At 70.6% G+C, this 22,083-nt stretch carries 20 protein-coding genes and 1 tRNA gene; 9 read left to right on the forward strand and 12 right to left on the reverse strand.

The window, feature by feature from the left end; genetic code table 11:
- Positions 1-12: 12 nt before the first annotated feature.
- Positions 13-2,061: an ATP-dependent helicase gene (locus VFI59_01355; protein ID HET6712348.1), complete on the reverse strand. Its 2,049-nt coding sequence runs from the start codon at positions 2,059-2,061 to the stop codon at positions 13-15.
- Between the two features lie 146 nt (positions 2,062-2,207).
- Between VFI59_01355 and VFI59_01360 the strand changes: the two genes are divergently transcribed.
- Complete coding sequence (locus VFI59_01360) at positions 2,208-2,888, forward strand: CDGSH iron-sulfur domain-containing protein (protein HET6712349.1); 681 nt, start codon at positions 2,208-2,210, stop codon at positions 2,886-2,888.
- Positions 2,885-3,343 (forward strand): CDGSH iron-sulfur domain-containing protein, encoded by a 459-nt coding sequence (locus tag VFI59_01365; GenBank protein HET6712350.1) that lies wholly within the window; start codon positions 2,885-2,887, stop codon positions 3,341-3,343. Before VFI59_01360 ends, VFI59_01365 begins: the two co-directional genes overlap by 4 nt.
- A gap of 11 nt (positions 3,344-3,354) precedes the next feature.
- Here VFI59_01365 and msrA read toward each other — a convergent pair whose 3' ends face one another.
- Genes msrA through VFI59_01380 form a run of 3 tightly spaced genes read right to left on the reverse strand, consistent with a single transcriptional unit; the run spans position 3,355 to position 6,203 of the window.
- Positions 3,355-3,873, reverse strand: coding sequence for a peptide-methionine (S)-S-oxide reductase MsrA (gene msrA / locus VFI59_01370; GenBank protein ID HET6712351.1), 519 nt, complete (start codon positions 3,871-3,873; stop codon positions 3,355-3,357).
- A 42-nt stretch (positions 3,874-3,915) separates the two neighbouring features.
- Complete coding sequence (locus VFI59_01375; protein HET6712352.1) at positions 3,916-4,848, reverse strand: YihY/virulence factor BrkB family protein; 933 nt, start codon at positions 4,846-4,848, stop codon at positions 3,916-3,918.
- Positions 4,845-6,203, reverse strand: coding sequence for a zinc ribbon domain-containing protein (locus VFI59_01380; GenBank protein HET6712353.1), 1,359 nt, complete (start codon positions 6,201-6,203; stop codon positions 4,845-4,847). The genes VFI59_01375 and VFI59_01380 overlap by 4 nt, the downstream gene beginning before the upstream one ends.
- 167 nt (positions 6,204-6,370) lie before the next feature.
- On the opposite strand from VFI59_01380, the gene VFI59_01385 reads away from it, so the two are divergent.
- The 3 genes from VFI59_01385 to VFI59_01395 all read left to right on the forward strand — a co-directional run bounded on the left by VFI59_01385 (position 6,371) and on the right by VFI59_01395 (position 10,356).
- A complete protein-coding gene (locus VFI59_01385; GenBank protein ID HET6712354.1) occupies positions 6,371-8,005 on the forward strand; it encodes an NAD(P)/FAD-dependent oxidoreductase in 1,635 nt (544 codons plus the stop codon).
- A gap of 61 nt (positions 8,006-8,066) precedes the next feature.
- Positions 8,067-9,794, forward strand: a complete 1,728-nt coding sequence (gene sulP / locus VFI59_01390) for a sulfate permease (GenBank protein ID HET6712355.1) — start codon at positions 8,067-8,069, stop codon at positions 9,792-9,794.
- A 109-nt stretch (positions 9,795-9,903) separates the two neighbouring features.
- Positions 9,904-10,356, forward strand: coding sequence for a hypothetical protein (locus VFI59_01395; protein ID HET6712356.1), 453 nt, complete (start codon positions 9,904-9,906; stop codon positions 10,354-10,356).
- 73 nt (positions 10,357-10,429) lie between these two features.
- On the opposite strand, the gene hemL is transcribed toward VFI59_01395, so the two are convergent.
- The 5 genes from hemL to hemA form a co-directional block, all read right to left on the reverse strand.
- Positions 10,430-11,704, reverse strand: a complete 1,275-nt coding sequence (gene hemL / locus VFI59_01400) for a glutamate-1-semialdehyde 2,1-aminomutase (protein ID HET6712357.1) — start codon at positions 11,702-11,704, stop codon at positions 10,430-10,432.
- Positions 11,701-12,687 carry a porphobilinogen synthase gene (gene hemB / locus VFI59_01405; GenBank protein ID HET6712358.1) on the reverse strand — a complete coding sequence of 329 codons (987 nt, stop codon included), beginning with the start codon at positions 12,685-12,687 and terminating at the stop codon, positions 11,701-11,703. Before hemB ends, hemL begins: the two co-directional genes overlap by 4 nt.
- 67 nt (positions 12,688-12,754) lie before the next feature.
- Complete coding sequence (locus VFI59_01410; protein ID HET6712359.1) at positions 12,755-13,540, reverse strand: uroporphyrinogen-III synthase; 786 nt, start codon at positions 13,538-13,540, stop codon at positions 12,755-12,757.
- The gene (gene hemC, locus VFI59_01415) at positions 13,537-14,439 is read right to left on the reverse strand and encodes a hydroxymethylbilane synthase (protein ID HET6712360.1); all 903 of its coding nucleotides are present in this window, start codon (positions 14,437-14,439) and stop codon (positions 13,537-13,539) included. Before hemC ends, VFI59_01410 begins: the two co-directional genes overlap by 4 nt.
- The gene (gene hemA, locus VFI59_01420; protein HET6712361.1) at positions 14,436-15,713 is read right to left on the reverse strand and encodes a glutamyl-tRNA reductase; all 1,278 of its coding nucleotides are present in this window, start codon (positions 15,711-15,713) and stop codon (positions 14,436-14,438) included. The genes hemC and hemA overlap by 4 nt, the downstream gene beginning before the upstream one ends.
- Positions 15,714-15,806: 93 nt before the next feature.
- On the opposite strand from hemA, the gene VFI59_01425 reads away from it, so the two are divergent.
- Positions 15,807-16,892 (forward strand): P1 family peptidase, encoded by a 1,086-nt coding sequence (locus VFI59_01425; GenBank protein ID HET6712362.1) that lies wholly within the window; start codon positions 15,807-15,809, stop codon positions 16,890-16,892.
- A gap of 10 nt (positions 16,893-16,902) precedes the next feature.
- Here the strand turns inward: VFI59_01425 and VFI59_01430 are convergent, their stop codons facing one another.
- Positions 16,903-18,090, reverse strand: a complete 1,188-nt coding sequence (locus VFI59_01430) for an FAD-binding oxidoreductase (protein HET6712363.1) — start codon at positions 18,088-18,090, stop codon at positions 16,903-16,905.
- A gap of 51 nt (positions 18,091-18,141) precedes the next feature.
- Here VFI59_01430 and VFI59_01435 point away from each other — a divergent pair.
- Both VFI59_01435 and VFI59_01440 read left to right on the forward strand, forming a co-directional pair.
- Positions 18,142-18,230 (forward strand) — tRNA-Ser (locus VFI59_01435).
- 276 nt (positions 18,231-18,506) lie between these two features.
- A complete protein-coding gene (locus VFI59_01440) occupies positions 18,507-18,794 on the forward strand; it encodes a GYD domain-containing protein (GenBank protein ID HET6712364.1) in 288 nt (95 codons plus the stop codon).
- 169 nt (positions 18,795-18,963) lie between these two features.
- Here VFI59_01440 and VFI59_01445 read toward each other — a convergent pair whose 3' ends face one another.
- A complete protein-coding gene (locus VFI59_01445; GenBank protein ID HET6712365.1) occupies positions 18,964-20,424 on the reverse strand; it encodes a Calx-beta domain-containing protein in 1,461 nt (486 codons plus the stop codon).
- A gap of 175 nt (positions 20,425-20,599) precedes the next feature.
- Here VFI59_01445 and VFI59_01450 point away from each other — a divergent pair, with 175 nt between their 5' ends.
- Entirely contained in the window at positions 20,600-20,860 is a 261-nt protein-coding gene (locus tag VFI59_01450) for a hypothetical protein (protein HET6712366.1), read from the forward strand.
- Here VFI59_01450 and VFI59_01455 read toward each other — a convergent pair.
- On the reverse strand, positions 20,848-22,077 hold the full coding sequence (locus tag VFI59_01455) for a cation:proton antiporter (protein HET6712367.1): 1,230 nt from the start codon (positions 22,075-22,077) through the stop codon (positions 20,848-20,850). The two genes, VFI59_01450 and VFI59_01455, sit on opposite strands and share 13 nt — an antisense overlap.
- Positions 22,078-22,083 lie beyond the last annotated feature (6 nt).

Raw genomic sequence — 22,083 nt, forward strand, 5'->3', positions numbered from 1 at the left:
CGAGGCTCGCCGCTACTCCGTCCAGAGGCCGGCGAGGTAGGTGTCGACGTCGGCCACCGCCGAGCCGAGGCCGACCACGTCGTCATCGCACGCGTCGACGGCGGGACCGATCTCGTCGAACGTCGCGCGAACGCCGGACGGCTCGAGGAAGCGGGAGAGCTGCGAGTAGGAGTGTGGGTCGCCCTTGGGTCGGCGGTAGTAGCGCATCGGCCAGTAGACGTGCAGCGCGTCGCGCGCCCGGGTCATCGCGACGTAGAGCAGCCGACGCTCCTCCTCGATCTCGTCGTCGTCGCCGGTGGCCATGTCGCTCGGGATCATGCCGTCGGCCGCGTGGATCACGTGCACGACGTCCCACTCGAGCCCCTTGGCCGAGTGGATCGTCGAGAGCACCAGCCAGTCCTCGTCGAGGAGCGGAGGGCCGGCGAGGTCGCCGGTCGACGACGGCGGATCGAGCGTGAGCTCCGCGAGGAACCGCTGTCGAGCCTCGTAACCGGCGGCGAGCGCCGCGAGCTGGTCGAGATCGCGGAGCCGGGCGGCCGCCGTGTCGTAACGCCGGGCGAGGACGGGCGCGAGGAAACCGCGCAGCCGCTCGATCTGGGCGGCGGGCGTGAGCACGGTCTCGTCGGCACATCCGCGGAGCGCGGAGCGCAGCTCCTGCACGCCGTCCAGCGCCGCCTTCGGCACCTCGACCGGTTCGTCGAGGAAGCGGGTGAGCGGAGACGAGGGCCGGTCGTCGGCTCGCACGCCGATCTCCTGCATCAGTCGCCTCGCCGTCGCGGGGCCCATGCCCTCGGGCAGCTGCAGCGTGCGGAACCACGCCACCTCGTCCTGCGGGTTCTCGAGCACCCGCAGGATCGCGAGTGTGTCCTTCACGTGGGCGGCTTCCATGAACTTCAGGCCGCCGTACTTCACGAACGGGATGTTGCGGCGCGTGAGCTCGACCTCGAGCTGGTCGCAGTGGTGGGCCGCACGGAACAGGACGACCTGCTCCTTGAGCGGCACACCCTCCTCGCGGTGAGCCAGCACGGCCGCGCAGACGGCATCGCTCTGCTCGGCCTCGTCGAGACAGGTGCGCAGCGTCGGCGCGAGATCGCCGCGCCGTGCCGACCACAGCGTCTTCTCGTGACGCTGCGGGCTGAGCGCGATCACTGAATTCGACGAGGCGAGGATCGGCGGTGTCGATCGGTAGTTCTGCTCGAGCCGGATGATCGTGGCCTCGGGGAACCTCGAGGGGAACTCCAGGATGTTGCGCACCGTCGCCGCACGGAACCCGTAGATCGCCTGCGCGTCGTCACCGACGACCGTCAGGTTGCGCGGGGTGCCTTCGGGTCGGAGCCCCGCGAGGATGTCGGCCTGCAGCGCGTTCGTGTCCTGGTACTCGTCGACGAGCACGTGGTCGAACATCTCCGACACCGGACCGCGGGTGGCCTCGCTCGTGACGAGCGCCTTCCAGAACAGCAGCAGGTCGTCGTAGTCGAGCGTGTGCTGCGACCGCTTGCGCTCGGTGTAGGCGCCGAAGATCTCTCGGATGCCGTCGCCCTCGTCGAGGCACCAGGGGTAGTGGCGCTTCAGCACGTCGGCGAGCCGCTCGCCGGCGTTCACGGTGCGGGAGTAGATGCCGGCGAGCGTCTCCTTGCGCGGGAAGCGTCGGTCCCGGCCGCTGAAGCCGAGATCGTCGCGGAGCAAGTTCATCACGTCGGCGGCGTCGGCCTGGTCGAGCACCGTGAACGACGGGTCGAGGCCGAGCGCGCGACCGTGCAGGCGCAGCAGCCGGTTGCCGATCGCGTGGAACGTTCCGCCCCAGATGCGTGATGCGTCGACGCCGGGCAGGTCGTGCTCGCCGGCGATGCGCTCGGCCCGCGAGGTCATCTCCCGCGCCGAGCGACGGCTGAACGTGAGCAGCAGCAACCGCTCGGGCCGCACGCCCTGGGTGAGTAACCATGCGACGCGCGAGGCGAGCGTGGTGGTCTTGCCGGTGCCTGCCCCGGCCACGATCAGCAGCGGCCCCTCACCGTGGGCCGCTGCCGATCGTTGCGCGTCGTTCAGCGCATCTCCGAACATGTGTTCGAGGATGCTACACCCTCAGCTGCTCAGCACCAGGAAGAGGTCGAAGCCGTGTCGGTCTTCGTCTTCTCGGTCAGACGCTTCGGCACCCCGCCCCCGACGATGTGACACGGCCGCCGAACCCGACGACCATGGCGTGCGTGATGGAGCGCGAAGGCGAGGGGCCGCGGATCGAGGTTCGGGAGCACGGTCCGTACGTCGTCCGCGGCGGTGTGCCGCTCGGCCGCACGGCCCAGGTCGAGACCGAGTTCGGGGAGCCGGTGGGCTGGGTGCCCGACGAGCCCGTCGACGACCCCGAGGAGAGCTACGAGCTCTGTCGGTGCGGTCGATCGAACGACAAGCCCTTCTGCGACGGGAGCCACGAGACCGCCGACTTCGACGGCACCGAGACCGCCGCCCGTTCGACGATCGCCGAACGCCGGTTCGAGTTCCCGGCCGGTGACGGCACGGTGAGCTTCGACCTCGCCACCTGCGAGCACGCGGGCTACTGCGGCGACCGATTCACGAACTGGCGCCGACTGGCCCGGCAGGCCGACGACCCCGCCGTGCGGGAACGACTGATGCAGATGGTGCGTCTCTGCCCGTCGGGTGCCCTGGAGATCCGACCGGAAGCCGACGGCGAGCAGCTGGAGCCCGCCCTGCCCGTGAGCATCGGGGTCGTGCGCGACGGGCCGTACTGGGTCCGGGGGCGCATCCCAGTGACGGGCGCCGACGGGGAGGCCTACGAGGTACGCAACCGGATCACCCTCTGTCGGTGCGGACGTTCCGCGAACAAGCCGTTCTGCGACGGTTCCCACGTGCATGCCGGGTTCCGGGACGGATGAGCGACGGGGGTCCCGCCATCCGGGTCGTGCGTGGCGGCCCCTTGGTCGTGGAAGGCTCCGCGCCGCTCACGCGGCTCGAACGCGATGGCGGCGGCTGGGTCCTGTCTCCCGCCCTCGACACCAGCGACGTGTACGCCCTCTGCCGATGCGGCGACTCCTCGACCCTGCCGTTCTGCGACCGTGACGAGCCGTACGGATGCTTCGACGAGGAAGCTCCGTCGGGAGGGCTCGTGAAGCCGTTCGGCTGGGAGCTTCCGGATGGAACACGGCCTGAGATCGCCCTCAAGCCGAACGGTCCGGTCCGCGTGGCGGGCGGGGTGCCGGTCCGCGACGACTCGTCCGGCGCGGCCGTCGACGCCGGCGAGCGCGTCTCGCTCTGCCGTTGTGGCGCGTCCCGATGTCAGCCGCGGTGCGACGGCTCCCACAAGATCGTCGGGTACCGAGAGCCGCGCTGACGCTTGGGGATTCAGGCCTCGGAGCCGACCAGACCGAGGCGTTCGAGCAGCCCCGCCGGGAGCACGTGACAGTAGGGCGTGTGCCCGTTCTGCTCGTAGTACCGCTGGTGGTAGGGCTCGGCGGCGTAGAACGGCCCTGCATCGGTGATCTCGGTCGCGATCGGACGCTCGAAGCTCGCCTGCGCGCGGTCCCTGGAGGCCTCGGCAGCCGCCCGCTGCTCGGGCGAGTGCGTGAAGATCGCGCTGCGGTACTGCGCGCCGACGTCCGGCCCTTGCCGGTTCACCTGGGTCGGGTCGTGCATCGCCCAGAACACCTCGAGCAACTGCTCGTAGCTCACGGTCTCCGAATCGAACTCGACCTGCACCACCTCGGCATGGCCGGTCGTGCCGGTGCAGACGAGCCGGTAGTCGGGGTCCGCGACGAAGCCTCCGGCGTAGCCGGAGACGGCCTCGGTCACGCCCGGCACCTGCCGAAACACCCACTCGACGCCCCAGAAGCATCCGGCTCCGAACGTGGCGATCTCGCGCATGGTGGACCTCCTCGGCTGGTTGGCACGGGCACTACCATCGTCTCAGTCGTGCGGTGTTCCGTTACGCGCGTGGTTCCGGTCCCACAGGGTCACGTTCAGGACGGCCCCCGCGACGACGGCCCTTCCCGAGAAGTACAGCCACGCCAGGGCCGCCACGGCGACCCCCAGGGACCCGTACGTCGAGGATGCCCGTTCGAAGCGACCAGGCAGGTAGAGAACGCTCACCATGTGCAACAGCTCGACCACGGTGCCGACGAGCAGCGCACCGGGCACGAGCGCTCGAACCGGCACATCGTCGGGGCGCGGCAGCATCGACGAGGCCAGGGTCCAGAACGCGCCGATCACGACGATGCTCACGGCCATGCCGATCAGGCCGAAGCCGAGCGACCGATCCCGGAGCCAGCTGACCATCGGGAACACGAACGCGATGCCGGCCATCAGCCCCGAGACCGCCACCACCGCGCGCGCCGTCCAGGTGATCGGCGGGACCGGGCGGATCCCCCACGCGAGGGCGTGCACGGCGCGAAGGGAGACGGCGAGAGACCGAGATGCCCAGACGAGCGCGATCAGACCGATGCTCAGGGCCAGCCACCGGCCACGACCCGACGCCTCGAGGGCCTGGCTCACGGAGCCCGTGATGAACGCGGTCACACCCAGGTCGTCGGCCAGGCCCGCGGCCTCGGACGGGTCTGCTGCAGAGTAGAAGCCGAACACCGACACGAAGACCACGGCGAGCGGAACGATCCAGAGGAACATGCGGAAGGCGACCGCGCTCGCGAGAAGGCCGCCCGCCAGCAGGCGATCGCGGCTGATCACTTGGAACCCCGCATCGATCAGCGGATGGTCGACGCGGGCGGCTTCCAGCCTCGCGGAGCCCTCGCTCAGCGAGGCCCGGAGTCGGTCGCGGGCTCCGCGCTCGGGTGGCGGGTCGGACCCCGGCAGGTCGGACCCCGGCAGGTCGGGCGTTCCGCTCACCCCGTCGCGACGTCGGCCTGGCCGGTCATCCGATCGTGCAGGTACGTGAGCGCGAACCAGGCTGCGGCGACGAGGGCCATCACGATCAGGAGCGATATCCAGCCGAGGTTGGCGAAGAACAGGACCAGCGCCCCGAGCGCGACGGCCACCACGCGGAGGATGGGCGCGTGCTCACCGAGCCAGCGGATCCACCCCGCGTCGCGCGGCACCAGCGTGCCGTCGGAGGCGCGCGCGAACGTTCGGGTCAGCCATGGTGGCCGTCCGGCGAGATATGCACCGATCCCGATGAGGATCGCCGCCACCAGCATCAGGGTCGTGAAGTCGCGCAGATCCTGGAAGACGTCGCTCGTGACCGCACCCACCGCCGCCTGGTTCGTCTCACCGGTCACTCGGTCGACGATCGCGTCGTCGAGGCGGAGTGCGAGGCGCCGGACCACGATCAGTCCGATCGCCGCGCCGAACCCGAGCCAGATCGCGGTGCGCAGGCGCCGTGGGGACAACACGAACGCGATGATCGCGAGCACGAGCGTGAGTGCCACGAGCGCGTAGATCACGCGGTCGATCGTGACGATGGCCGCCTGCGCCGCCGGAAGGGCGTCGGACTCGAAGACCTTGATCTGGCCGAAGTCCTTCGGCAGCTCCACGCCGAACTGCTGCTCGAGCAGGCCGACCGCCTGCTCGATGTTGGCCTCGGTGATCGTCGGGATGTCGATCGTCCGGTTGAAGATCTCCGACAGCTGCCCCTCGAGCGACGCCAACGCATCGTTGATGAACGGGAGCAGGTTGATGTAGACGGCGTCGCCCTCGATCGTGGCGTTCGTGCTCTCACCCCTGAGCAGCGCGATCGCCTGGGAGTGCGCCCTCGTGAGCGCGGTGTTCCAGAGGTTCTGGAACGCGTCGCTGGCGATCGCCTGTTCGGTGCGCTTCAGCAACACGTTGCGGATGCCGTCGGTGATCGGTGCCGCGAGCAGTGCGGGTGACACGGGGAGCTCACCCTGATCCAACCCCGCCAGCGCGGTCGAGACCCGGTCCTCGACCTGCAGGCCCTCCATGACGCGGTCGGTCAAACGCACGCTCAGGGCCTCCTGCACCGAGGGGTCGTCGATCACCGGACCCACGGTGGCGACGAAGCGGTCGGTGTCGAGCGCGACGGCTCGCGCCCATGCGCCGACCACCGTCACGACCAACGACAGCACGGTGAGGAACACGAACAACCCGGACAGTCGGCGTCGGAGCTTCAGGCGTCCGGGCTCCCCTCGAAGCGGGCTCCCACACGTCGGGCAGAAGTTGATCTCGGGATCGGTCTCAGGTCGTCCGCACCGCGGACACTCGACTCGCGCTTCCTGCTGGCTCACGATCGTTCCCTCCCGTCGGCGCCCGGAAGCTTCGGGCCCAGCCATTATCGCCGCAGGCTTGCCGCCCGTGTTCACCCCGATAGCACGAACTCCGTGGGACCCCGTTATCCCTGAGCCGCGGGCCGGGTGTAGGCTGCGTCCACCCAGTCTTTGAACGGAGATTCAACATGTCGCAGCAGCAGGGCAACCGATACGACGCGATCGTGGTCGGCGGCGGCCACAACGGCCTCGTCGCTGCCGCGCTCCTCGCCAAGCGCGGCGCGCGCACGCTCGTGCTCGAGAAGCGTCACAAGACGGGCGGCGCGGCCGACACGAGCCAGCCGTGGCCCGACGAGTACCCCGGCGTCAAGGTCAACACGCTCAGCTACACGATGTCGCTGATGCCCCCATCGCTCCGCCGCGAGCTCCAGCTCGAACGGTTCGGCTTCAAGCTGCTGCCGCTCGGCCAGGGGTACATGCCGATGCGCGCAGGCGGCTCGATCATCCAGGCCGACGACGACAGGAAGACCCGCGACTCGATCGCGAAGGTCTCCAAGCGCGACGCGGACGCCTACTTCGAGTTCTACGAGTGGATCTCGCGCGTCTCCGACATCCTCGGGCCGCTGTTGATGGAGACGCCGCCCCACGTCGGCTCGAAGAAGCCCGGCGACCTGTGGGACCTCGGCAAGCTCGCGTGGAAGCTGCGCTCGCACGTCGACGAAGCCATCGTGGGCGACATCACCCGCCTGTTCACGATGAGTGCCACGGAGCTGCTCGAGCGCTGGTTCGAGTCTCCCGAGATGAAGGGCTTCATGGCGGTCAACGGCATCATCGGCACGTGGGCAGGCCCCGACGCGCCGGGAACCGCCTACGTGCTGATGCACCACTCCGTCGGCGACATCGGCGACGGCCAGGTCGCGAGCTGGGGGTTCATGGAAGGCGGCATGGGCGCCGTCTCGAAAGCGTGCGAGGAATCGGCGAAGTTCTTCGGCGCGGAGGTCCGCGTCGATGCGCCGGTCGAGAGGATCACCACCTCGAACGGCCGGGCGACCGGTGTCGTGCTCGAGGGCGGCGAGGAGATCGCCTCGACGCTCGTCGTCACCGCCGTGCATCCGAAGATCACGTTCCTGCAGCAGCTCGATCGCAACGAGCTGCCGAGCTCGTTCGTGCACGACATCGAGCAGTGGAAGACGCGCAGCGGCACCGTGAAGATCAACCTCGCGATCGACCGGCTGCCGACGTTCACCGCCGACCCCGACCTCGACCCCGAGATCCACGGCGGGGCGATCGAGCTGCTCGACGACGTGGAGCAGTTGGAGCAGGCCTACCAGCAGGCCCGGTTCGGCGAGGCGGCCACGCGTCCGTTCAGCGACACCGAGATCCCGACGGTGGTCGACCGCACGCTGGCGCCAGACGGCATCCACACCGTCTCGATGTTCACCCAGTGGTGCCCGGCCGACTGGGCCGACGACGAGGACGACCACACCGAGGAGCTCGAGGCCTACGCCGACCGGCTGATCGGCCACATGGACGAGGTTGCACCGGGGTTCCGCGACAGCGTGCTCGCTCGCCAGATCATCGGCCCGAAGCAGATGCAGGAGGGGTGGGACCTGATCGGCGGGAACATCTTCCACGGGGAGCTCACGGTCGATCAGCTGTTCCACATGCGTCCGGCGGTCGGCTACGCCGACTACCGGACGCCGATCGCGGGTCTGTACCAGGCCTCCAGCGCCACCCATGCGGGCGGCGGCGTCACGGGCTTGCCCGGTCACCACTGCGTGCGCGAGATCATCAGGGACAAGAAGCGGAAGTCGCCGAGCTAGGCTTGCCTTGCCGGTCGTGACCGGCGGGGGGACAGGCGTGACCGGATCGGGTCGTCCGTCGATGCTCGGGTCAGAGCCCGGCCGCACGTCCTGGCTGCCGGGGCTCGACGCGCTCCGCAACTACCAGGTCGCGTGGCTGCGCTCCGACGTGGTCGCCGGTGTGGTGCTCGCGGCCTTCCTGGTGCCGGTCGGCATGGGCTACGCGGAGGCAGCCGGGCTACCGGCGATCACCGGCCTGTACGCCACGATCGTGCCCCTCGTTGCCTACGCGGTCTTCGGGCCCTCGCGCGTGCTGGTGCTGGGGCCGGATTCCTCGCTCGCGCCGGTGATCGCCGCCGTCGTCGTCGGCGTGTCCGCCGGCACCCCGACCACGGCGATCGAGGTCGCGGGCGCGCTGGCCGTGCTCACGGGACTGGTGATCGCGGCCACCGGGTTCTTCAGACTCGGCTTCGTCACTGAGCTGCTGTCGCGACCGACCAGGCTCGGCTACCTGACCGGCATCGCGCTCACGATCGTGGTGGGCCAGATCCCGAAGATGCTCGGGTTCACGGTCGGGGCCGACGACCTGCTCGACCAGATCGAGGCGATCGCCGACGCCGTGCGCAGCGGGGCCGCCGACCCCGTCACCGCGGTCGTCGGGGCATCGGCGCTGATCCTGATCGTCGTGCTCGGCCGGTGGGCCCCGCGCCTCCCTGCGACCCTGATCGTCGTGGTCGGCGGCATCGCGGCCGTCGCTCTCTTCGATCTGCAGATCGTTACGGTCGGGGTGCTACCGGAGGGTCTTCCGTCATTCGTCGTGCCGACGATGCCGAGGGACGTCCTCCCGGAGTTGATCACGGCGGCGTTCGCGATCGCGTTGGTGGCGACCGCCGACACGAGCGTGCTCTCCCAGTCGCTGGCCTCGCGACGTAAGGAAGAGGTCGACCCCGACCGCGAGCTCGTCGCGCTCGGCGTCGCGAACCTCGCGACCGGGTTCTTCCAGGGGTTCCCGATCTCGAGCAGCGCATCGCGGACGCCGGTCGCGATCGCGGCGGGCGCCCGGTCGCAGCTCACGCCGCTGGTCGGCGCGACCGCCGTCGCCCTCATGCTCGTCGTCGCGCCGGGGCTGCTCCGCGACCTGCCACAGGCAGTGCTCGGGGCCGTGGTCGTCGCGGCCGCCGTGCGCCTCGTCGACGCGGCGGAGATCCGCCGGCTCTGGCGCATGCGGCGCACCGAGTTCGCCCTCTGGGCGGCCGCCTTCCTCGGGGTTGCGGTGCTCGGTGTGCTGCCCGGCGTGTTCGTGGCGATCGTGCTCTCCCTCGTCGACTTCGTCCGGCGGGCATGGCGGCCCTACGACGCCACCCTCGTCCGCGTCGACGAGCTGAAGGGCTACCACGACGTCGAGCGTCACCCCGAAGGACGGACGATCCCCGGGCTGCTGCTCTACCGCTTCGACGCGCCTCTGTTCTTCGCGAACGCGTCGTTCTTCCGCCGGGAGGTGCGAGCGCACGTTGCGGCAGCCGAGGAGCCGGTGCGCTGGGTCGTCGTCGCCGCGGAGCCGATCACCGATATCGACACCACCGCCGCCGACATGCTCGGCGAGTTGATGGACGACTTCGATTCCGCCGGCATCACGCTGGCCTTCGCGGAGATGAAAGGACCTGTGAAGGACCGCCTCCGAGCGTATGGTCTGTACGAGCGCGTCGGCGACGAGCGCTTCTTCCCGACGATCGGCACGGCGGTCGACGGGTATGTGCAGACGTCGGGTGTCGGATGGGTCGACTGGGAGGAACGCCCTCCCGCCACCTAGGTCCAACGGCCGATGCGCGAAGAACCGTCGAAGGTCCTATGCGGAATCACCCGCCGCTACCCGAAAACAGGTAACGAAGCGTCCCCGAACCTCGGGAGGGGTGAGAGTCATGCGACAGTGGGAATTGATCGGCATCACCGACACGGTGCCGACGCCGCAGGCACCGCCGCCTCCGCGCTCGCGGTTCGCGAACGCGGAGACGATCGGGGCGGCTGCGGAGGGGCGTCCCGTGTTCTTCTGGAGCACCGACACGGCGTTGCGTGTGCGCACGGTGACGGGAGCGGCGTCCGAAGTGGTCGGGTTGTCACGCTCGAAGCTCGAAGGCCGGGACGTGATCGCGATCTTCGGCATGGAAGGTCCGAGCCTGGCGCTGCTCGACGCGCACGTGGCCGCCCTGAACGGCGAGACGGCCGAGTTCACCCTCGAAGGGGCGCACGCCTCTGTGAGGTGCCAGGTCGCTCCGACGCACGATGCGCTCGACCGGGTGATCGGCACGTTCTGCCTGGCGACCAAGGTGGAGCGGGTGGACCTGCGCGAGGTACCCGAACCAGCGGTCGCGTAACCGACACAGCGTCTCCGGCGTCCGACCGCCCGTCCGGCGCCGGGGTCGAACCGGGATCGGCCAGCCTGCCGCGTCAGTCCCGGAACGACGCCACGGCCCCGAGGATCCTCTCCGTCTCCTCGGGGCCGTGCGTCGTGCTCAGGGTCCACAGTTCGTAACCCGACGGCGGCAGTGCCACGCCGTTGGCCAGCATGTGGTGGAAGAACCGTCCGTAGCGGCCGTGGTCGGCGGCGCGCGCCCCGTCGAAGTCGCGCACGGGCCGGTCGGTGAAGAAGACGCTGAACAAGGATCCCGCCCGGTTGACCATCGCCGGGATGCCGGCCGCCTCGAGCGACGTCTCGATGCCGCCGATGAGGACGTCGGCGGTGGCTTCCAGTTTCGGGTACGGATCTTCGAGGCGTGCCAGGTCGAGCGTCGCGATGCCGGCAGCCACCGCGACGGGGTTCCCGCTGAGGGTGCCTGCCTGATAGACCGGGCCCTCGGGGGCGAGGTGCGCCATCAGGTCGGCGCGCCCGCCGAACGCCGCGCACGGGAACCCCCCGCCCATCACCTTGCCGAGCACGGTGAGATCCGGCGTGACGCCGTAGAACGACTGCGCGCCGCCGTAGGCGATGCGGAACCCCGTGATCACCTCGTCGAACAGGAGCAGCACCCCGTGCTCGTCGCAGAGCGCGCGGAGCCCCCCGAGGAAGCCGGGCTCGGGCGGCACGACGCCCATGTTCGCGGCCACGGGTTCGACCGCGACGACCGCGACGTCATCGCCGCGCTCGGCGAGGATCGCGCGCACGGCGATCAGGTCGTTGAACGGGGCGGTGAGGGTGTCGCGAGCGGCACCCTCGGTCACACCGGGTGATGACGGGATCCCGAGCGTCGCGAGCCCGCTGCCGGCGCCCTTGGCCAGCAGCGGGTCGGAGTGGCCGTGGTAGCACCCGTCGAACTTCACGATCAGGTCTCGCCCGGTCGCGCCGCGGGCGAGCCGGATCGCGCTCATCGCGGCTTCCGTGCCGCTGTTCACGAGCCGAACACGGTCGATGCCGGGCACCGCCTCGACGATACGCTCCGCCAGCCCCACCTCACCGGGCGTCGGCGCACCGTAGGAGGTGCCACGGGCCGCCGCGGCGGTCGCGGCGTCGACGATCTCGGCCCGGGCGTGTCCGAACAGCAACGCGCCCCAGGACTGCACGAGGTCGACGTAGCGGTTCCCGTCGACGTCGACGATCTCCGCACCCTGCCCGTGATCGATGAACAGGGGTGTGCCACCGACCGACCCGAACGCTCGCACGGGGGAGTCGACCCCGCCTGGGATCACGGCCCGGGCCCGGTCGAACAGCTCTTCGGAACCGCTCATGCCTCGTCGCGAAGCCACGTCGCGGCGTCCTTCGCGTGGTAGGTGAGGATCATGTCGGCGCCGGCGCGGCGGATCGACGTCAGGATCTCCAGCACCGTGCGCCGCTCGTCGAGCCAGCGGTTGGCCGTGGCCGCCTTCACCATCGCGTACTCGCCGCTCACGTGGTAGGCGGCCACGGGGAACCCGGTCTCCCGCTTCGCGCGATGCACCACGTCGAGGTAGGGGAGCGCCGGCTTCACCATCACGATGTCGGCGCCCTCGTCGATGTCGGTCCGGATCTCGCGGAGGGCCTCGTCGGCGTTCGCCGGATCCTGCTGATAGCCCGTGCGATCGCCGAACCGCGGCGCACCCTCCGCCGCCTCGCGGAACGGCCCGTACAGGGCGCTCGCGAACTTCGCCGCGTAGGCCATGACCGCGACGTCGTCGCGCCCGGCGACGTCGAGCGCCTCGCGGATCGCGCCGACCTGGCCGTCCATCATGCCGCTCGGCCCGATCACGTGCGCGCCGGCGTCCGCCTGTGCCTGCGCGATGCGCCGGTAGCGCTCGAGCGTCGCATCGTTGTCGACCTCGTTGCGGTCGTTCAACACGCCGCAGTGGCCGTGATCGGTGTACTCGTCGAGGCAGAGGTCGCTCATCACGACCGCGTCGTCGCCGAATTCCTCGCGCAGCGCCGCGATCGCCCGTTGCCCGATGCCGGCGGGGTGCCAGGCCTGCGAGCCCTCGGGGTCCTTCGTGGCGGGCACACCGAAGAGCATGAACGCGCGCACGCCGGTCTCCGCCGTGGCGACCGCCTCCTTGCGCAGCGACTCGAGGGTGTGCTGGAGCTGCCCGGGCATCGACGAGATCGGGACCGGCTCGTCGATGCCCTCCTTGCAGAACATCGGCACGATCAGATCGTCGGCGTGCAGCCGGGTCTCGCGCACGAGGGCTCGCAGCGCGGGCGTGCGTCGCAGCCGCCGCGGCCGGTGCTCGGGGAAGCTCATGGCGCCAGGGTACCGGCGGCGCCCAAGCTCGTGCCACCGGGGACACCTGTGCCGATGTCGGCGCGGGTCATCGGGCCAGTGCCCGCATGACCGCCGCGGCCACGCCCTCCACCGTGTGCGGCCGCGCGACCGCATGCACGACCAGACCGTGCGTGCGCGCCTCCCTCGCGGTGACCGGTCCGATGCACACGACCTTGGGGTTGCCTTTGACCGCCCCGAGGGCGCCGACGAATCCGCGCACGGTCGACGCGCTCGTGAACGTGACCGCGTCGACCTCACCGCGCCGCAGGGCGTCGCGGGCCTCGGTGGGCAGCGATCGGGGGAAGCGGGTGCGATACGCGTCGACCCGGGTCGGCGACCATCCCTTCGCGGCGAGTGCCCCCTCGAGGCCGACGGGCGCGATGTCGGCACGGGCGCAGAGCACTCGGCCGATCCCGCGCGGGAACGCTCGCGCGAGCCCGCTCGTGGTGAACGTCGCGGGTATCAGGTCGGGATCTCGGCGTGCCCATCGGCGGAACGCCGCCGCCGTGCCGTCGCCGATCGCCGCCACCCTGGTGGCCCCGAGCGCGCGGGGCCCCGAGAGCCTCGAGGCCAGCATGTCCACGGTGGCGCGGCTGGTCAGGGTCATCCATGCGAAGTCCCCGCGTTGCAGCTCGCGGAGCGCCCGGGTGAGGGCGGCCGACCGGGCCGGTACGATCTCGATCGCCGGCGCCACGATCGCCCGCGCCCCGAGCCGCCGCAGCAGGGTCACGAGCGACGTCGACTGGTCGGTGGGTCTCGTGACGAGCACCGTGCGTCCCGCGAGGGGACGGGGCGGCCGGTCGCCGCCACGCCCGGGTCCCGATCGACTCACCCGGACTCGACCTCGGCGAGGATGCGTTCGGCGCCCTGCGCGATCAGCTCCTTCGCCACCGCGGCCGCGGCGTCCTCGGGGGTCGCGCCCTCGGTCTCGGCACGGAGCACCGTGGTGCCGTCCGCCGTCGCGATCACCGCGGTCAGCGAGATCGCCTCCATGCCCACGGTCGCGTGGGCTCCGAGCGGCAACGCGCATCCACCCCCGAGGCGCCACATCAGCGACCGCTCGGCATCGAGCGCCCGGTGACTGTCGGCGTGATCGAGTGGGGCCAGGGCGGCGATCGTGTCGTCGTCGTCGTCGCGCGCCTGCACGGCGAGGCAGCCCTGGCCCGGCGCCGGCACCATCATCGCGAGCGGCAACGCACGAGCATGCTCGGGGGCGAGCCCCAGTCGCGAGAGCCCGGCCGCCGCCAGCACCGCGGCGTCGACCTCGCCCTCCTCGAGCTTGCGCAGCCGCGTCTCGACGTTGCCCCGCAGGTCCACGACCTCGAGTCCCGGGAAGGCGGCCAGCAGCTGTGCACGCCGTCGCACGCTCGACGTACCGATGAGAGCTCCGCCGCGGAGCTCGCCGGCTTCCCTGCAGATCAACACGTCTGAGGGATCCTCCCGCTCGGGTACCGCGGCGATCGTGAAGCCCTCGTCCTCCTCGGCCGGCAGGTCCTTGGCCGAATGCACCGCCAGGTCGATGTCACCCGATTCCAGGGCGTCGAGGATTGTGTCGATCCAGAGGCCCTTGAGTCCCTGCGGCGACGAGTCGACCCTCGCGCCCTCGTCGCCTGACGTGCTCATCGGGACGATGTCGGCGATCACGCCGGTGGCGTCGAGCCGGATTCGGATCTCCTCCGCTTGCGCGAGCGCGAGCGGGGAGCGTCGGGTGCCGATACGCAGGGCGCTCACGAGGTGGCGTCGGGGTCGACGCCCAAGAGCTCGGCGAGCACCCGAGCGTGGATCCCGTCGGTGCCCGGCTCGGAGCGCTCCTTCAGGGCCACGATCGGATCGTGCAGCAGCTTGGCGGCGATGCCCCGGGCGAGCGCCGCGACCGCTTCCCGCTCGTCGGGGGTGAGTTCGGCGAGCCTCGCCCCGAAGCGTTCCAGCTCGGCGCGGACGACGTCGTCCCCTCGTCGGCGCATCGCTCGGATCAGGGGAGCGAGCTCGTCGCCTCGCCGGCGTACCACCCAGCGGTGCACCTCGTCGGCCACGATGGCGTGCGCCGTCTCGATATCGCCCGCCGTCGCGGCGTCGTGCTCGGCGAGGCGTTCCCGGAGCGAGACGATGTCGATCACGCGCGCGCCGTCGACGTCGGCGGTCTCGGGCTCCACGTCGCGGGGCACCGCGAGGTCGAGGAGCACGAGAGGTTGACCGCTCCGCCCCGCCATCGCGTCGGCGACGGCCGAGCGTCGGATCACCGTGCCGGCCGCCCCGGTGGCGCTCACGACGAGGTCGACATGGCGCATCGCGTCGGGCAGCTGGTCGAGCTCGCCGTGCTCGGCGTTCGTCCGCTCGGCGAGCGCCCGCGCGTGCTCGAGCGAGCGGTTCACGATGCGCACCGGACCGATCCCGCGCCGGCGCAGATGCTTCAGGGCGAGGGCGGCCATCGTGCCCGCACCAAGGACCACCACCTCCCGCCCTCGCAACCCGCCCACCGCGTCGTCGGCGAGGTCGGTGCCGAGCGCCACGAACGCGTCGGGAGCCGCACCGATCGACGTCTCCTGCCGGACCCTGCGCCCGGCGCGCGCCGCAGAATGGAAGAGCCCGGTCAGCGGGGGCACGGTCGCCCCCTCGGCCTCGGCGCGCCGCAGAGCCTCGCGCACCTGGGCGTAGATCTGCGTCTCGCCGAGGACCATCGAGTCGAGCCCGCTCGCGACGGCGAACAGGTGATCGGCCGCATCGCGCTCCCAATGGGCGTACATCGGTTCGGCGAGTTCGTCGGCGGGGACCCCCCGGGTCTCGGTGATCAGGCGCTTCAACGCCATGAACCCGGCGTGGTAGTTCACGACCTCGCCGTAGACCTCGACCCGGTTGCAGGTCGAGAGGATCACGGCACCGTCGACGCCGTCCAGGTCGGTGGCCACGCGGTACGCCTTGGTGAGGTCGTCGTCGATGAAGGCGAGCCGCTCCAGCAGCTCGATCGGCGCGCGACGGAAGGAGATCCCGAGGGTGAGGATGGCCATGGCAGGTAGGCCAGGAATCGTATCGCCGCAGCTCTCGGCGTGTCTCCCCCGGGCCCACGGGGTGGGAGGGATGTGCCGGTAGGATGCCCCACCATGACGCCTCGTGCACGGGAGCTCGGCATCTCGATCGGCAGCGGAACGCCCGGGCCGCTGAACGCGATCACCGACGTCGCGGGGGTGCGGGTGGGCCATCGCACGGTCGTGCGGGGTGCCGACGGCGATCCCCACGCGGTGCGCACGGGCGTGACGGCGGTCTTCCCCCATGCGGGACAGCCGTGGCATGAGTGGGTGTACGCGGGGGTGGACATCCTCAACGGGTACGGCGAGATGATCGGTGTGAACCAACTGCGCGAGTGGGGCGTGCTGATGAGCCCGATCGTGCTGACGTCGTCGTTGCAGATCGGCAAGGCCTACGACGCGACCGTGCGGTGGATCGCGGGTCGCGATCCGATCGGGGCGGAAGAGGTCATGCCCGTTGTCTCCGAGTGCGACGACTCGTGGCTCTCCGACGTGCTCTCGTTCCCGTTGGCCGACGACGACGTCGCGGCGGCCCTCGATGCCGCGGCCGCCGGTCCCGTCGAAGAGGGCAACGTGGGTGCGGGCACCGGCATGCAGTGCTTCGACTTCAAGGGGGGTATCGGCACGGCCTCTCGCGTGCTCGACGACGACGGCGGATCCACGGTGGGCGCGCTCGTGCTCACGAACTACGGCAGTCGCGAACATCTGCGGATCGACGGCGTGCCGGTAGGGCGGGAACTGACCGACCTGATGCCGCGCGAGCACCACGAGGGATCGTGTGTTGTCGTGGTCGCCACCGACGCGCCCGTCTTGCCGCACCAGCTCACCCGCATCGCCCGCCGGGCCGGCCTCGGACTCGCCGCGACCGGCTCATACGCCTCGAACGGCAGCGGCGAGCAGATGATGGCCTTCTCGACGTCGAACCGCCTCGATGCGAGCGAGGCGACGCGCGACGTGCGCGTCGTGGTCGATGGGCCGGTCCGGCACACGTACGCGCTCTCGGCGTTGTTCCGCGCCACGGTCGAGGCGACCGAGGAAGCCGTCGCGAACGCGTTGGTCGCGGCCGAAGACTCGGTCGGACGCGACGGCCACACGTACTTCGCCATGCCGGTCGACCGCGTGCTCGAGTCGCTCGATCGCGCCGGCCGCCTCTCCCGCTAGCGCGGGGCGCTCATCGCTCGTCCGCGAACCGCAACGGGTCGTACGGCGTGGCATCGAACGGGGTCGGTTCGCCGGCGAGCTGCGCCCCGACGAGCTGCGCGGTGCCGGCGCCGAGGATCACGCCCTCCGAGCCGTGCCCTGTCGCGACGTGTAGCCCTTCTCGGACCGAGCCGACGAGCGGTCGCTCGTCCGGCGTCAGCGGCCTGAGCCCCCACCACGACGACTGCACGTGGGCCTCGGCGACGGCGGGCACGAGCTCGATCGCCGCCTCGAGGACCCGGGCGACGATCCGCTCCTCCGGCGGCTCGGGGGACAGCCAGATCTGTCGCGTCGACCCGATCGTGATCGTGCGGCCGTCTCGATGGGGGTGCAGGAGAGCCCCGATCTCGCTGCGGGGTTCGCCGTGCGAGACGACGTCGGCGGCGGAGGGCCAGCGCGGAACCGCATCGTCGTGCAGGGCCGCGTGCGGTCCCGCGGCCTCGACGAGGTGCGTCAGCAGGTGGGGTTGCCCGGGCGCGACGCGCACGAGCCATCCACGCGCGCCCACGATCGGCAGGCGCACGCCGACCGGTTCGAGGAGCGGTGAGCTCCACGGGCCGGCGGCCACGATCGTGGCGCCCGCCTCGATGACGCCGTCGTCCGTGACGACCCCGACGACCGTCTCGCCGCGCATCGCCACGCCCCGGACGTGCACGTGATGGCGGACCTCGGCGCCCCGCTCGGCCGCCGCACGGGCGAGGGCCACCGTGAGGGCCCCGGGGTCGAGCCGGTGTCCGACGTGCACGAGCCACGCGCCCGCCACGTTGCGGGTCAGCCCGGGCTCGTGATCGCGGATGTCGCCCGGCGCCGAGATGTCGTCGACGGCGAAGCCGTGCCGTTCGGCCCGGGTGACGGCCTCACCGGCCGCGCGGACGTCACGGGCGTTCATCGCCACGAGCACCGTGCCCACCGGCTCGTCGTCGAGGCGCACATCGATCGGCGCCTCCGCGGCCACACCCCGGTACACCTCGAGGCTCGCCCGGGCCATCGGCACGTTGACGTCGTCGTCGGGCAGGACCCACAGGCCCTGGTTGCGGCCCGACGCGTGCGCCGCGAGGTGGTCTCGCTCCACGAGGGTCACCGACGCGCCGCGCGAGGCGAGCTCGAACGCGCACGCGGCTCCGATCACCCCGCCTCCCACGATGACCACGTCGGGCATGTCGCGCAGACTACCCGTGGGCCACTCGACCGCACCGGTAGAATCGACGACGGAGACGTGCCTGAGTGGCCGAAAGGAGCCGCCTGCTAAGCGGTTAACCCTCTAACAGGGGTTCGTGAGTTCGAATCTCACCGTCTCCGCCGCTTGACTCGCCGGAGACCCGGCCCTGCAGCCGGTCCTCGCCGAGCTCCCGTCGGACGTTCGATTCGCACGTCGGCGGCGCGTGTCGCGCCCTCCCGGCGGATCGTATCCCTAGGTCTGGTCAGCGTCTCGGCCGGTGAAAGCTGATTCGCGCGGATGAGCAAGATTGGCGGGCACGGCACGTCGCTACGGCCCACCGAGGGGGATCGGCACTCCAGGCCTTCCGCCGGTGGCCCGACCGGCGTAGAGTCGGCGTACTTACGGAAGGGGGAGATATGGCTCGGTTCGTCAGCCTGCTGAACTGGACCGACCAGGGGGCCAAGACCGCGATCGACACGGTCGATCGCGCCGAGGCGGCCCAGAAGGTCGCGGCGGAGATGGGCGGCTCTCTGGAGATCTACTGGACGATGGGCCAGTACGACATGGTCGCGGTCTCGGAGTTCGCCGACGACGAGACCGCGGTCGCCTTCCTGGCGAAGGTCTCCTCGCTCGGGAACATCCGTTCGCAGACGATGCGCGCGTTCGACGCCAACGCCGTCAAGAGCATCATGGGGAAGATGTAGCGACGGTCGCTGACGAATCTCACCGTCTCCGCCGTTCGAGACGGGCCGGCGATCCGGGTGGTCGCCGCATCGCGGGCCGAAAACGCTCGCTCTCCCTATACGCGTGGCCGGCTTGGTCCAGCGGAGCTCCGGTCGGCTCCTGAGAGCGAGTTGCTCCGGCCGCGGCCGCTCAGCATCTGAAGGTGCGGGTGTCGGCGCTGGGCGCGAACCGTCCGTCGCCGCGATATGTCGCCTTCACCTTGCAGCGGTTCGCCTTCACGCCGGTGAACCGCGCCGTATATCGGCTATCGGTGAAGGTGTCTCCGTTCACGTCCGACGTGCCCGAGAGCTTTGTTCGACGGGTCCCGATCAGGTCCCACGAGCCCCCCTTACGGCGGAAGAGCCGCACGACGACCTTCCGTCCCGCGCGCTGTGGTGAGACCAGCCCGCGCGCGGTGACCCTCGACGCCCTCGCTCGGGCCTTCACGGTCGTTCTCGTGTCGTCGTTCACGATGCGACCCGTGGCCTGCGGAGTGAGGTACGCGACGCCCGCCGACGGGCTCTCGAGGTTCGCCAGGAACAGTTCGTCGTGTTCGAGCTTCTTGTCGCCGTTCACGGTGACGTCGAACGTCGCGGTCGTTTGGTTCGCGGCGAACGGGAGCGACCCCGTGGCGGTCTGAAAGTCGGCGTCGTCGGCGGTCCCGGTCAACGTGGAGTACCCCGTCGTCACCGCGGTGGTCGTCTCGCCAGAGCGCGTCACCGTGAACGTGATGACCTTCGTGCCCGACGTGCCCTCGCGGACCTGCCCGCCGTCGATCGCGAGCAGCGCCGTGCCGGGCGGTGCCGGATCGTTGTCGGTGATCGTGATGACGGTCTGGTCGTTCCCGAGATCGGCGTGGGTGGGCACCGAGAGGTCGAGCGTGAACGTCTCGTTGCTCTCGTCAGCACCGTCGCCGGCCACGTCGACCAGCACCGTCCGCACCGTCTCGCCCGGCGCGAAGGAGACGCCACCGCTCGTGGCGGTGTAGTCGTTGCCGGCCGTCGCAGTTCCGTCGGCGGTCGAGAAGTCCACGGAGACGGTGCGTCCGCTTGGGGCGTCCAAGGTGATGTCGACGACCGCATAGCTGACGTCTCCGTCGTTGCCCTCCGGAACCGAAGCCGTTGCGGGGACGGACACGGTGGGTGGCGGGTCGTCGTCCTCGATCGTGCCGAGCCCCTCGTCATCGGTGATCGTGGCGCCGACCGCCCCGCTCAGCACCACCTCGAAGGTTTCGTCGGCCTCGTCCAACAGGTCGCCGTTCACCGTGATCGAGATCTTCCGTTCCAGCTTCCGGCCGGCGAACCGGACCTTCCCCTCCCGAGCGACGAAGTCGGCGGCGCTCTTCGCGCTCCCAGCGACGGTCGCGAAGGAGACGGTCGCCTTCCCCCGCTCCGACGAGGTGACCTTGAACGTCGCGGAGACCGTCCCGGCATCGCCTTCGGTCACGGTGACGTCGTCGATCGAGATCGAGGGCAGCGCTCTGCGCACCGGTGCCGCGGCGAGGGGGTGGGCGGTGGCTGACAGCCCCAAGGCGAGCACGCATGCCCCCACCCAGAGGCGGGGCACGATCGACGAACGAGGACGCGCGAGTTTGCTACCGGGAATCACCATGACGGCGACGCTAGCGCGCGGAACGAGACGATGCGAGCACGCGAGGGTCTTCGCTTGCGGATGACCTCCTTCTCGACGCATCCCGTGACCCGTCGGTCCCGAGCGCGAGGGGCCGTCCAGCCCTGGCACTCGTCGCTCGACGGCGCACGGTGGGTCTGGAAGGGAGGCGAGCCTGATGGCGAGATGGGAAGGGTTCGTCCAGTGTCCGGGCTGCGGATACGACCTGGCCACGGGTGAAGGAGAGCGGTCCTGTTCCTGGGGCGACTGTCCCTACCTGCCGGAGGACCTCGACGTGTTCTGCCCCAACTGTCGGTTCAACTTCATGACGGGACAGGGCAACCCGCAGTGCGATCACCCGGGAGCCTGTGAGTACGGTGCCGAGGCACGGTCGCACGTGGTGAACCTTCAGGCGTGGGTGGCCGCTCACCCCCGGTGACGAGGGAGTTGGCGGCGATCACGGGTTCCTTGCTCATCACGTCGAGGAGGACGCCGCGCCGCGGTCCGCGCCTGCGTCGCTCGCACGACTGGGTCGACGACCTTCGCGGCGAGCGGTCCTGCGACCGCCATGAGCAGCACGTAGGCACCCGCGAGGGAGGCGAGCTCTGGCTCTACCCCGCCGGCGGTGCCGATGCCGGCGATCGCGATCGAGAACTCGCCCCGGGCGACGAGGGCGACCCCCGCACGGAACCGTCCCCGCGTCCTGACGCCCTCGCGACGCGCGCTCCACCACCCCGTGAGGACCTTCGTCGCGGCCGTCAGGATGCCCAGCAGCACGGCCACGCCGAGGATCGGCGGGATCGTGCCGGGGTCGATCGATAGGCCGAAGAACACAAAGAAGATCGCAGCGAACAGGTCGCGCATCGGGCCGAGCAGGTCGTGGGCTCGCTCCGCGGCCGGACCCGAGAGCATCAGTCCCACGAGGAACGCGCCGACGGCCGCCGAGATGCCGACGAGCTCGGAGAGTCCCGCCACCAGGAACGTGATCCCCACGATCGTGAGCACGAGCGTCTGGTCCGATCGGTGGAAGAGCGCGTCGCTCACGAGGTGACCCCAGCGTTGCGCGACGATCAGCAACGCGATCACGGCGGTCAGCGCGACGGCGAGCGTGAGGACACCTTCCGCAGCGCCGACCCCGCTCACGAGCACGGCGATGACGGAGAGGTATCCGGCCATCACGAGGTCCTCGATCACGAGGATCGAGATCACGACCGGGGTCTCGCGGTTCCCCAGCCATCCCATGTCGTCGAGCAGCCGCGCGACGATGCCCGACGACGAGATGTACGTGATGCCCCCGAGGAACACGGCCGCGACCGGCCCCCATCCGAGGAGCAGCGCCGCGACGAGCCCGGGCGTGAAGTTCAGTGCGAGATCGACGACGCCGGCGGGGGCGTGCCGCTTCAAGCCGGACGTGAGCTCGGAGGCTGAGTACTCGAGACCGAGCATGAACAGCAGCAGGATCACGCCGACCTCGGCCCCGAGCTCGATGAACTCCTCCGCGGTCAGGAGAGGGAACACGCCGCCCTCACCGAACGCGAGCCCTGCCAGCAGGAACAGCGGCGACGCAGGCAGCCGGTATCGAGCTGCGATGCGGGCGAGCAGCGCCAGCCCCACCACGACCCCGCCGAGCTCCAGCAGGAACGCCGGCTCGACCATGGGCGA

Source organism: Actinomycetota bacterium, assembly GCA_035697485.1.
Lineage (GTDB): Bacteria > Actinomycetota > UBA4738 > UBA4738 > HRBIN12 > JAOUEA01.

What these genes read in the sequence shown, in the direction of transcription:
- VFI59_01355 (HET6712348.1), bottom strand. Translation starts at nt 2,061, where the DNA reads ATGTTCGGAGATGCGCTGAACGACGCGCAACGATCGGCAGCGGCCCAC.
- VFI59_01360 (HET6712349.1), top strand. Translation starts at nt 2,208, where the DNA reads ATGGAGCGCGAAGGCGAGGGGCCGCGGATCGAGGTTCGGGAGCACGGT.
- VFI59_01365 (HET6712350.1), top strand. Translation starts at nt 2,885, where the DNA reads ATGAGCGACGGGGGTCCCGCCATCCGGGTCGTGCGTGGCGGCCCCTTG.
- msrA (HET6712351.1), bottom strand. Translation starts at nt 3,873, where the DNA reads ATGCGCGAGATCGCCACGTTCGGAGCCGGATGCTTCTGGGGCGTCGAG.
- VFI59_01385 (HET6712354.1), top strand. Translation starts at nt 6,371, where the DNA reads ATGTCGCAGCAGCAGGGCAACCGATACGACGCGATCGTGGTCGGCGGC.
- sulP (HET6712355.1), top strand. Translation starts at nt 8,067, where the DNA reads ATGCTCGGGTCAGAGCCCGGCCGCACGTCCTGGCTGCCGGGGCTCGAC.
- VFI59_01395 (HET6712356.1), top strand. Translation starts at nt 9,904, where the DNA reads ATGCGACAGTGGGAATTGATCGGCATCACCGACACGGTGCCGACGCCG.
- hemL (HET6712357.1), bottom strand. Translation starts at nt 11,704, where the DNA reads ATGAGCGGTTCCGAAGAGCTGTTCGACCGGGCCCGGGCCGTGATCCCA.
- hemB (HET6712358.1), bottom strand. Translation starts at nt 12,687, where the DNA reads ATGAGCTTCCCCGAGCACCGGCCGCGGCGGCTGCGACGCACGCCCGCG.
- hemA (HET6712361.1), bottom strand. Translation starts at nt 15,713, where the DNA reads ATGGCCATCCTCACCCTCGGGATCTCCTTCCGTCGCGCGCCGATCGAG.
- VFI59_01425 (HET6712362.1), top strand. Translation starts at nt 15,807, where the DNA reads ATGACGCCTCGTGCACGGGAGCTCGGCATCTCGATCGGCAGCGGAACG.
- VFI59_01430 (HET6712363.1), bottom strand. Translation starts at nt 18,090, where the DNA reads ATGCCCGACGTGGTCATCGTGGGAGGCGGGGTGATCGGAGCCGCGTGC.
- VFI59_01440 (HET6712364.1), top strand. Translation starts at nt 18,507, where the DNA reads ATGGCTCGGTTCGTCAGCCTGCTGAACTGGACCGACCAGGGGGCCAAG.
- VFI59_01445 (HET6712365.1), bottom strand. Translation starts at nt 20,424, where the DNA reads ATGGTGATTCCCGGTAGCAAACTCGCGCGTCCTCGTTCGTCGATCGTG.
- VFI59_01450 (HET6712366.1), top strand. Translation starts at nt 20,600, where the DNA reads ATGGCGAGATGGGAAGGGTTCGTCCAGTGTCCGGGCTGCGGATACGAC.
- VFI59_01455 (HET6712367.1), bottom strand. Translation starts at nt 22,077, where the DNA reads ATGGTCGAGCCGGCGTTCCTGCTGGAGCTCGGCGGGGTCGTGGTGGGG.